Genomic DNA, 9,880 nt, shown 5'->3' on the forward strand with positions numbered 1-9,880 from the left:
CCCGATTACCGGCATATTGATTCCTGGACCAACTCCCGCGCCCTGGCCATTGGTTTACGGAGCGCCGACTCGATGCTAGGGTCCAAATTGAGATTGAGTCAGGCTGGGCCGCCGAGTCGGCCGTGCCGTTGATCGTGCTTCACGGGGGGAGCAAGAACATCATGATCCGCCATGCCCAAATTCAGGCGGCAGCAACGCCATCAGACAGCGCGGTACGAGGCCCTTCAGGCGGTGCGGCGGAAAAGCGACCGACGGCCAAGGATGGACCGTCGCAGCAGGTGCCGGGTGGGATCGACGACCGGACGGTCGCCGTCGTCGGGCTTTCCTGCCGCTTTCCCGGCGGGGCGAACCCCGCCGAATTCTGGGATCTTCTCAGGAACGGCCGCGACGCCATAGCCGAGCCTCCCGCGGATCGCGCGCACCTTGCCTCCATGGACGACGGGTCGCCGCGCCCCGGTGGTTTCCTGCCCCGGGTCGACACCTTCGATGCCGAGTTCTTCGGGATTTCCCCGCGTGAAGCAGCCGCGATGGACCCGCAGCAGCGGCTCGTCCTCGAACTGGCCTGGGAGGCGCTCGAGGACTCCGGCATCGTTCCGGCCACCCTGGCCGACACCGCCACCGGCGTCTTCATGGGCGCGATCGCCGACGACTACACGGCCGTCACCCACGCGGCCGGGCCCGACGCCACCTCCGCGCACACCGTGACCGGGCTGCACCGGGGCATCATCGCCAACCGGGTCTCGTACGCCCTCGGGCTCCAGGGCCCCAGCATGGTGGTCGACACCGCACAGTCATCCGCGCTGGTCGCAGTGCATCTGGCCTGCGAGAGCCTGCGTCGCGGCGAGTCCGTCGTGGCGCTTGCCGGCGGCGTGAACCTCAACCTCGCGCCGGAGAGCACCCACGCCCTGGCCGCCTTCGGCAGCCTCTCGCCCGACAGTCGATGTTACGCACTGGACGCCCGGGCGAACGGCTACGTCCGGGGTGAGGGCGGCGGCGTGGTGGCGCTGAAGCTCCTCAGCCGGGCCCTGGCCGACGGGGACCGCATCCACTGCGTGCTGCACGGTGGGGCCGTCGGCAGCGACGGCGCGAGCGACACGCTTCCCACTCCGAATGGAAAAGCCCAGGAACGCGTCATACGCGATGCCTGGGATAACGCGCGAATACCGCTGGAACAAGCACAGTACGTAGAAATACACGGATCGGGCACCCGGGTCGGCGACCCCATCGAAGCAGCTGCTCTGGGCGCTGTTTTCACCTCGTCCCGACCTTCGGACAATCCCCTGATGCTCGGATCCGTCAAGACGAATATCGGCCATCTCGAAGGCGCTTCGGGCATCGCGGGCCTTGTCAAGACGATTCTCTGCCTCGCCGAGCGGGAACTCGTACCGACCCTGAACTACGAGACGCCGAATCCGCAGATTCCTTTCTCCGATCTACGGCTCGCCGCCGCCACCGAAACCGGACCATGGCCGAATCCCGACGGGCCGCTCGTCGCCGGTGTGACATCCGTCGGAATGGGCGGGACCAACTGTCATCTGGTGCTCGGATCATGGCCGGAGGACACCGCCTCGGCCGCCGATATCAAGCCACAGGAGCCGCATCAGCGGGATGATTCGGCTGCTTCCGAATCCCTCGCCTGGGTGCTGTCCGGGCGCGGTGACAAGGCGCTGCGCGCCCAGGCGGCCCGGTTACGCGAATTTCTCGCCGCGCACCAGGATTTCGGTGCCGCCGAGATCGCCCGTGCCCTCGCGCACGACCGGACCACGTTCAGCCACCGGGCCGTTCTGGTCGGCGCCGACCGGAACGAGCTGCTGGCCGCCCTGGACGCGGTCGCCGACGCCGGGGTGAACCGGGGCGCGGTCGAGGGCAGCAGTCACCAGGCCGTTCGCGAGGCCGTGTTCGTCTTCCCCGGCCAGGGTTCGCAGTGGGCCGGCATGGCCGCCGAACTCCTCGACAGCGCCCCCGTCTTCGCCCGGGTCGTCGAGGACTGCGAGCGCGCCCTGCGCCCGTACCGCGACTGGTCGCTGACCGAGGTGCTGCGCGGCCGCCCCGGCGCGCCCGCACTGGACCGTGACGACGTCGTGCAGCCGGCCCTGTGGGCCGTGATGGTCGGGCTGGCCGCGCTGTGGCGCGCGGCAGGTGTCGAACCGGCCGCGGTCGTCGGTCACTCGCAGGGCGAGATCGCCGCCGCCACCGTCAGCGGCGCGCTCAGCCTGGACGACGCGGCCCGACTGGTCGCCGTGCGCAGCGCCGCGCTCGGCGCGCTGGCCGGACGCGGCGGCGGCATGCTCACCGTGTCGCTGCCCGCCGACCGGGTGCGCGAAGACCTCGCGGCGTACCCGGGGTTGAGCGTGGCCGCCGTCAACTCGCCCGGCATGACCGTGGTCGCCGGTGACGGGGCCGCCCTGGACGCGCTGGCCGCCCAGTACGGCGAGGACGTCCGTACCCGGCGCGTGCCGGTCGCCTACGCCTCGCACAGCCCGCACGTCGACGCCGTACGCGACACGCTGCCGGCCGACCTGGCCGGAATCGCACCGCGCGCCGGAAGCGTTCCGCTGCATTCGACCGTGACCGTCACGCCGCTCGACGGGTCCGAGCTGGACGTCGACTACTGGTACCGCAACCTGCGGGAACCCGTGCAGTTCGAGCCCGCCGTACGGGCACTGCTCGACGCGGGGCACGAGCTGTTCATCGAGATGAGCCCGCACCCGGTGCTCGCGCTCGCCGTCCAGCAGACCGCGGAGGCCGCGGACCTGCCGGTCGCCGCGCTGGGCACCCTGCGCCGCGACGAGGGCGGCCCGCAGCGGCTGCTGCTCGCGTTCGGCGAGGCGTTCTGCCACGGCGCGGACGTGGACTGGTCCGCCGTGCTGCCCGCGGGCGACACGCGCGCCGAGCTGCCGACGTACGCCTTCCAGCGGCGCCGCCACTGGGTCTCCGGGCAGTCCGACACCGCCCGCGCGCTGCCGTCGGCCGGCACCGCGCCGACGGCTTCCGTCCGGACCCCGGAGGACACCGCGGACGCGCAGGACGCCGAACCGACGCGCTCGCTGACCGGACCGGCCGCCCTGGAGCTGGTGCGGGCGCACACCGCCGCCGTGCTCCGCTACGACTCCGCCGCCGAGATCGAGCCGCGGCGGACGTTCAAGGAGCTGGGCATCGACTCGGTGATGGTCGTCGAGCTGCGCAACCGGCTCGTCGCCGCCACCGGGCGCAAGCTCCCCACGACCGTGGTCTACGACCATCCCAGCCCCGCCGCCATGGCGGCGCTGCTGGCCGACGGGCAGCACGACGCCGCGGGCCCGGAGGACCGTGCCGATCAGGACGACGATCCGATCGTGATCGTCGGCATGGGGTGCCGCTTCCCGGGCGGGGTGGACTCCCCCGAGGCGCTGTGGCAGGTCGTCGCCGAGCAGCGCGACGTCATCTCGGGCTTCCCGACGGACCGGGGCTGGGACCTCGACGGTCTCTACCACCCCGACCCCGCCCATGTGGGCACCACCTATGTGCGCGACGGTGGCTTCCTGGAGGGCGCCGCGGAGTTCGACGCCGAGCTGTTCGGGATCTCGCCGCGTGAGGCGCTGGCGATGGATCCGCAGCAGCGCGCCTTCCTGGAGACGTGCTGGGAGGCGCTGGAGCGGGCGGGAATCGCCCCGGACTCCCTGCGCGGCACCCAGGCGGGCGTGTTCGCCGGTGTCATGGCCCAGGAGTACGGTCCGCGGCTGGGCGAGGCGGGTGCGGGTGCCGCCGGGTTCGGTCTGACGGGCACCACGTCGAGCGTGGCCTCGGGCCGGGTGGCCTACACGCTCGGGTTGCAGGGCCCCGCGCTGACGGTCGACACGGCGTGCTCGTCGTCCCTGGTCGCGCTGCATCTCGCCGTACGGGCCCTGCGGTCCGGCGAGTGCTCCCTGGCCCTCGCGGGCGGTGTCACGGTCATGTCGACGCCCGGCATCTTCGTCGAGTTCTCGCGCCAGCGGGGACTCGCAGCCGACGGCCGCTGCAAGTCCTTCTCCGCCGACGCGGACGGTACGGCGTGGGCCGAAGGCGTCGGTGTCCTGGTCGTGGAGCGCCTGTCGGACGCCCGACGGCTCGGACATGACGTGCTGGCCGTGGTCGCCGGTACCGCCGTCAACCAGGACGGCGCCTCCAACGGACTCACCGCACCCAGCGGCCCCGCGCAGGAGCGGGTCATCCGCGCCGCCGTCCAGGACGCCGGAGTGACCTTCTCCGCAGTCGACGCGGTCGAGGCCCACGGCACCGGCACCGTCCTCGGCGACCCCATCGAGGCACAGGCCCTCCTCGCCACCTACGGCAGCGAGCGCGAGGGCGACCGGCCCCTGATGCTGGGCTCCCTCAAGTCCAATGTCGGCCACGCGCAGGCGGCCGCCGGTGTCGGCGGCGTCATCAAGATGGTGATGGCGCTGCGCCAGGAGGAGCTGCCCGCTTCCCTGAACGTGAGCAAGCCCAGCGAGCTGGTGGACTGGGCCGCCGGCGGCGTCGAGGTCCTCACCGAGCCGCGCCCGTGGCCCGCCACCGAGGACCGGGCCCGGCACGCCGGTGTCTCGTCGTTCGGCATCAGCGGCACCAACGCCCACGTCATCCTCGCCGAAGCCCCGGCGACCGAGCCGACCGCCCAGCCGGCCGCGCCCGCCGCGCCGGTCGTGTCCGGAGCCGACTCCGGTGACGACGACTCCGCGCCCCTGTGGGTGCTGTCCGGCCGTAGCGAAGCGGCGCTGCGCGCCCAGGCCACCGCACTCGCCGAGGCGCTGGACACCTCCGACGAGGTGCCGGTCCGTGACCTCGGCCGCGCCCTGGCCACCACCCGTACCGCGCTCGACCACCGCGCGGCCGTCACCGCCGAGGACCGCTCCGAGGCCCTCGCGGCGCTGGCCGCGCTCGGCCGCGGCGAGCAGCACTCCGCCCTGGCCCTCGGCACGGCACGCCCCGACGACGGTCTCGCCTATCTCTTCACCGGACAGGGCAGCCAACGTGTCGGCATGGGGCGCGAGTTGTACGAGCGGGAGCCGGTCTTCACCGCAGCCCTCGACGCGGTGTGCGCCGAACTCGACGCCTGCCGGGGCTCCGTGCCCGGTACTCCGCCGATCCGCGAGGTGATGTTCGACGACGCCGAGGCGCTCAACCGGACCGAGAACACCCAGTGCGCTCTGTTCGCCCTCCAGGTGGCGCTGTTCCGCCTGCTCGAACACCGTGGTCTGGCTCCGGACGCCGTACTCGGCCACTCCATCGGCGAGTTCGCGGCCGCCCATGTCGCCGGGATCCTCACCCTGCCGGACGCCTGTGCCCTGGTCGCCGCGCGCGGTCGCCTCATGCAGGCCCTGCCGGCCGGTGGCGCGATGCTGGCCGTCCAGGCGTCGCAGGACGAGGTCCGCCCGTTCCTCGAAGGCCGCGAGCACGAGGTGAGCATCGCCGCCGTCAACGGCCCCCTGGCCGTCGTCGTCTCCGGCGACGTCGAGGCCGTCGAGCAGGTCGCCGAGGCGTTCGCCGCCACCGGCCGCAAGACGCGCCGGCTCGTGGTCAGTCACGCGTTCCACTCGCACCGCATGGACGGGATGCTCGACGCGTTCGCGGCCGTGACCGCGGGCATCGAGTACGCGGAGCCGCGTATCGCCATGGTGTCCACGGTCACCGGTGGACCCGTCGAGGTCACCGCCGACTACTGGGTGCGGCAGGTGCGCCGGGAAGTACGGATGTCCGACGGTCTGGCGGCGCTCCACGGCCTCGGGATGCGGACCTTCCTCGAACTCGGCCCGGACGGTGTGCTGTCGGCGCTGGGCCAGGACTGCCTGGACGACACCGCGCTGGCGTTCGTCCCCGTGCTGCGTCGCGGCCGGTCCGAGCACCGCACCCTGGCCGCCGCGCTCGGCGCCCTGCACGTCCGCGGCCGAGGCCCGGACTGGGACGCCGTGTTCGGCCCGGGACCGACGCCCGCGCTGCCCACGTACGCCTTCCAGCGGGAGCGGTACTGGCTGACCGCGCGCGGCACGGAGGGGGCGGCCGGTCATCCGCTGCTCGGCCCCGCCGTCGAGCTCGCCGAATCGGGACAGGTCGTCCTGACCGCCCGGCTCGGCCGCCGTACCCACCCGTGGCTCGCCGACCACGCCGTCCTCGGTTCGGTCCTGCTGCCCGGCACGGCGTTCCTCGAACTCGCCGCCCGCGCGGGATCGCAGACCGGTACGCCGCGGGTCGCCGAACTCACCCTGCTGGCCCCGCTGGTGATCCCCGAGGAGGGCCGCACCGAGGTGCAGGTCGTCGTGGCCGCACCCGGCGACGACGGACAGCGGACGCTGACCGTGCACGCCCGCACCGAGACGCCGGACGGCGCCGTCGAGCCGTGGACCCTGCACGCCACCGGAGCGCTCGCACCGCACGACGGAGCCCCCACGAACGCGGCGGGCCTGCCCTCCGCCGAGGCCGAGCCGCTGGCCGTCGACGGCTGCTACGACGAGCTGGCCACCGCGGGGTACGCCTACGGGCCCGTCTTCCAGGGTCTGCGCGCCGCGTGGCGGCACGGCACCGATCTCGTCGCCGAGGTCGCTCTGCCGCCGTCCGTCACCGACGCCGCCTCCTACGGGCTGCACCCGGCGCTGCTCGACGCGGCCCTGCACCCGATCGTCATGACGGCGCTGGACGACGGCAACCGCCGTCTGCTGCCCTTCTCCTGGCACGGTGTGACCGTCCGCCAGCCCGGCGCGCGTGCCGCCCGCGTGGTCATCACCACCACCGGGCCGGACGCGGTGTCGCTGACCCTGCTCGACGAGTCCCGCGCGGTGGTCGCCGAGGTCGAGGAACTGGTCCTGCGCCCGGTGAGCGACGAGGTGGCCGTCCCGCGGTCCCTCCACCGGCTGGACTGGATCCCCGCCACGGTGGCCGGGGAACCGTCCCCGTCGGCCGCCGCGCTCGGCTCCGTCGACCTGGGCGTCGGCCCGCTCCACGCCGACCTCGCGGCCCTCGGTCAGGCTCTCGACGCGGGGCTTCCGGCCCCCGCGGTGGTCTTCGTACCGCTCGCGGACCTCGGGGTCTCCGGTGACGCCACCGGTGCCGGGGCCCTCACCGACGGGGCGGGGGCCGGGTCCCGGACCGCCGTGCACCATGCGCTCGCTCTGCTCCAGGAGTGGCTGGCCGACGACCGGCTCGGCGACTCCCGGCTGGTGCTCGTCACCCGGGCCGCCGTGGCCACGACGGCGGACGCCGACGTGGACCCCGACCTCGCCGCCGTATGGGGTCTGGCCCGCTCGGCGCAGACCGAGAACCCCGGACGCGTCGGACTCCTCGACGTGGAGTCGGCGACCGACTGCCGTACCGCACTGCCGCTGATCACGGCGGAGCAGCAACTCGCCGTACGTGGCGAGGAGTTGCTCGTACCGATGCTCGGCCGGGCGACGGCCGACGGCTCGCTGGTTCCGCCGGCCGGGGTCAACGCCTGGCGGCTCGGGGTACGCGACCGCGGGACCCTGGACCACCTGGCGCTCGAACCGTGCCCGGAGGCCCTGGCCCCGCTGGCCGACGGCGAGGTGCGCATCGCCGTGCGCGCCGCGGGCGTCAACTTCCGCGACGTCCTGAACACCCTCGGGCTCTACCCCGGCGACCCCGGTCTGCTCGGCCTCGAAGGGGCCGGTGTGGTCACCGAGGTCGGCCCCGGTGTCACCGGCCTCGACGTCGGCGACCGGGTCATGGGCCTCTTCTCCGGGGCGTTCGGCCCGGTGGTCGTCGCCGACCACCGGAGGGTCGCCGTCATGCCCGCCGACTGGAGCTTCGCCCAGGCGGCGTCCGCGCCCATCGTGTTCCTCACCGCCTACCACGCCCTGGTCGACCTGGCCGGTCTGACCGCCGGCGAGCGCGTCCTGATCCACGCCGCCGCCGGCGGTGTCGGGATGGCGGCCGTCCAGCTCGCCCGGCATCTCGGGGCGGAGGTGTACGGCACGGCGGGCCCCGGCAAGTGGGACGCACTGCGTTCCCTCGGCCTGGACGGTACGAACCTGGCCTCGTCCCGCACCCTGGACTTCGAGTCCGTGTTCGCCACGGCCACCGAGGGCCGCGGCATGGATGTCGTACTGAACTCGCTCGCCGGTGAGTTCATCGACGCCTCCCTGAGGCTGCTGCCGAACGGCGGCCGCTTCGTGGAGATGGGCAAGACCGATCTGCGCGACCCGGAGCGGGTCGCCGCCGACCACCCCGGGGTGAACTACGGCTTCTTCGACCTGCTGCAGGAGCCGACGGAACGGATCGCCGAACTCCTCACGGACGTCCTGCGGTTGCTGTCCTCGGGGGCGCTCACCCCGCTGCCGCTGAGCACCTGGGACGTCCGCCGGGCGCCGGAGGCGTTCCGTCACGTCAGCCAGGCCCGGCACATCGGCAAGGTGGTCCTCACCCTGCCCGCGGCCCTCGACCCGGACGGTACGGTCCTGGTCACCGGCGCCACCGGCGCCCTGGGCGGACTCGTCGCACGGCACCTGGTCACCGAGCACGGCGCCCGCCGTCTGCTCCTCGTCAGCCGCCGGGGTCCCGACGCGCCGGACGCTCAGGAACTCGCCTCCGAACTCACCGAGTTGGGCGCGGAGGTGACTCTCGCGGCCTGTGACACCGCCGACCGCGAGGCGCTCGCACAGCTGCTCACCGATGTCCGGCTCACCGCCGTCGTCCATGCGGCGGGGGTGCTCGACGACGGTGTGATCACCGCGCTCACCCCGGAACGCCTCGACACGGTGCTCGCCCCCAAGGCCACCGCGGCCCGCAACCTGCACGAGCTGACCGCGGACCACGACCTCGCGGCCTTCGTCCTCTTCTCCTCCGTCATGGGCGTCATCGGTGGCGCCGGCCAGGGCAACTACGCCGCGGCCAACTCCTACCTCGACGCCCTGGCCCAGCACCGCAGGGCACAGCGTCTCCCCGCACTCTCCCTGGCCTGGGGCATGTGGGCGGACACGGCGGGACGACCGGGCGCCGCCGGAATGGCGGGGTCCCTGTCCGAGGCCGACCGGGGTCGACTCGCCCGCACCGGCCTCGCCCCCATCGACCGGACGGAGGGCCTGGCCCTGCTCGACGCGGCACTGCGCATGGACGCCGCCGCGCTCGTACCCGCTCCGCTCGACCGTGCCACCCTCGGCGCGCTTGGCACCCAACTGCCCACGGTGCTGCGGGACCTGGCTCCGGCCGCACCGCGACCGGACCGGGCGACGGCCACCGCCGCGGCCCCGACGACCGCGACCCTGCGCGACCGGCTCGCCGCACTGGGCCAGGCCGAGCGGGAGGAGATGCTCCTCGACCTCGTCCGGGTACAGACCGCCGCGGTGCTCGGCCGTTCCTCCGCGTCCGGCATTCCCGCCGACCGGTCCTTCAAGGACATGGGCTGTGACTCGCTCACGCTCGTGGAACTGCGCAACAGGCTGCAGACCAGCGTCGATCTGCGACTGCCCGCCACCTTCCTCTTCAACTACCCCACGCCGATCGCGGTCGTGGCCCACCTGCACACCGAACTGGCCCCGGCCGAGACGGATGCCGTCGCCTCCGGCGACGCGAAGGCCGTACCCGGCCTGGTCGAGCTCGACGGCCTCGAAGCCGCGCTCGCCGAACTCCCGGACGACACCCAGGACGACGTCAGGGACGAGATCGTCCAACGACTCCAGGCACTGGTGGCCCGCGTACCGGCTCAGCGGACCCAGTCCGACGACAAGGATCTGGCCGCGCGGGTCGAGTCGGCCTCGGTCGACGAGCTCCTCGCGTTCATCGACTCCGAACTCTGACCCCGACTCCCACTCCGAACCACAACTCCACCTGCGCACCGCACGGAGCCGGACCTCGGTCCGCCCATCCTGTTCGCGCGCGGCACGCCCGGGCACGGCCCACGGGCGTGCCGTGCCCGGAC

Annotated in this window: 1 protein-coding gene; it reads left to right on the forward strand. The window is 73.3% G+C overall.

Going from position 1 to position 9,880, the window contains the following annotated elements; all coding sequences use genetic code 11:
- The first annotated feature begins 161 nt into the window (after positions 1 to 161).
- A complete protein-coding gene (locus N5875_RS07455) occupies positions 162 to 9,758 on the forward strand; it encodes an SDR family NAD(P)-dependent oxidoreductase (protein ID WP_338492375.1) in 9,597 nt (3,198 codons plus the stop codon).
- Positions 9,759 to 9,880 lie beyond the last annotated feature (122 nt).

Origin of the sequence: Streptomyces sp. SJL17-4 (assembly GCF_036826855.1) — a bacterium.
In the GTDB taxonomy this organism is placed as follows: domain Bacteria; phylum Actinomycetota; class Actinomycetes; order Streptomycetales; family Streptomycetaceae; genus Streptomyces.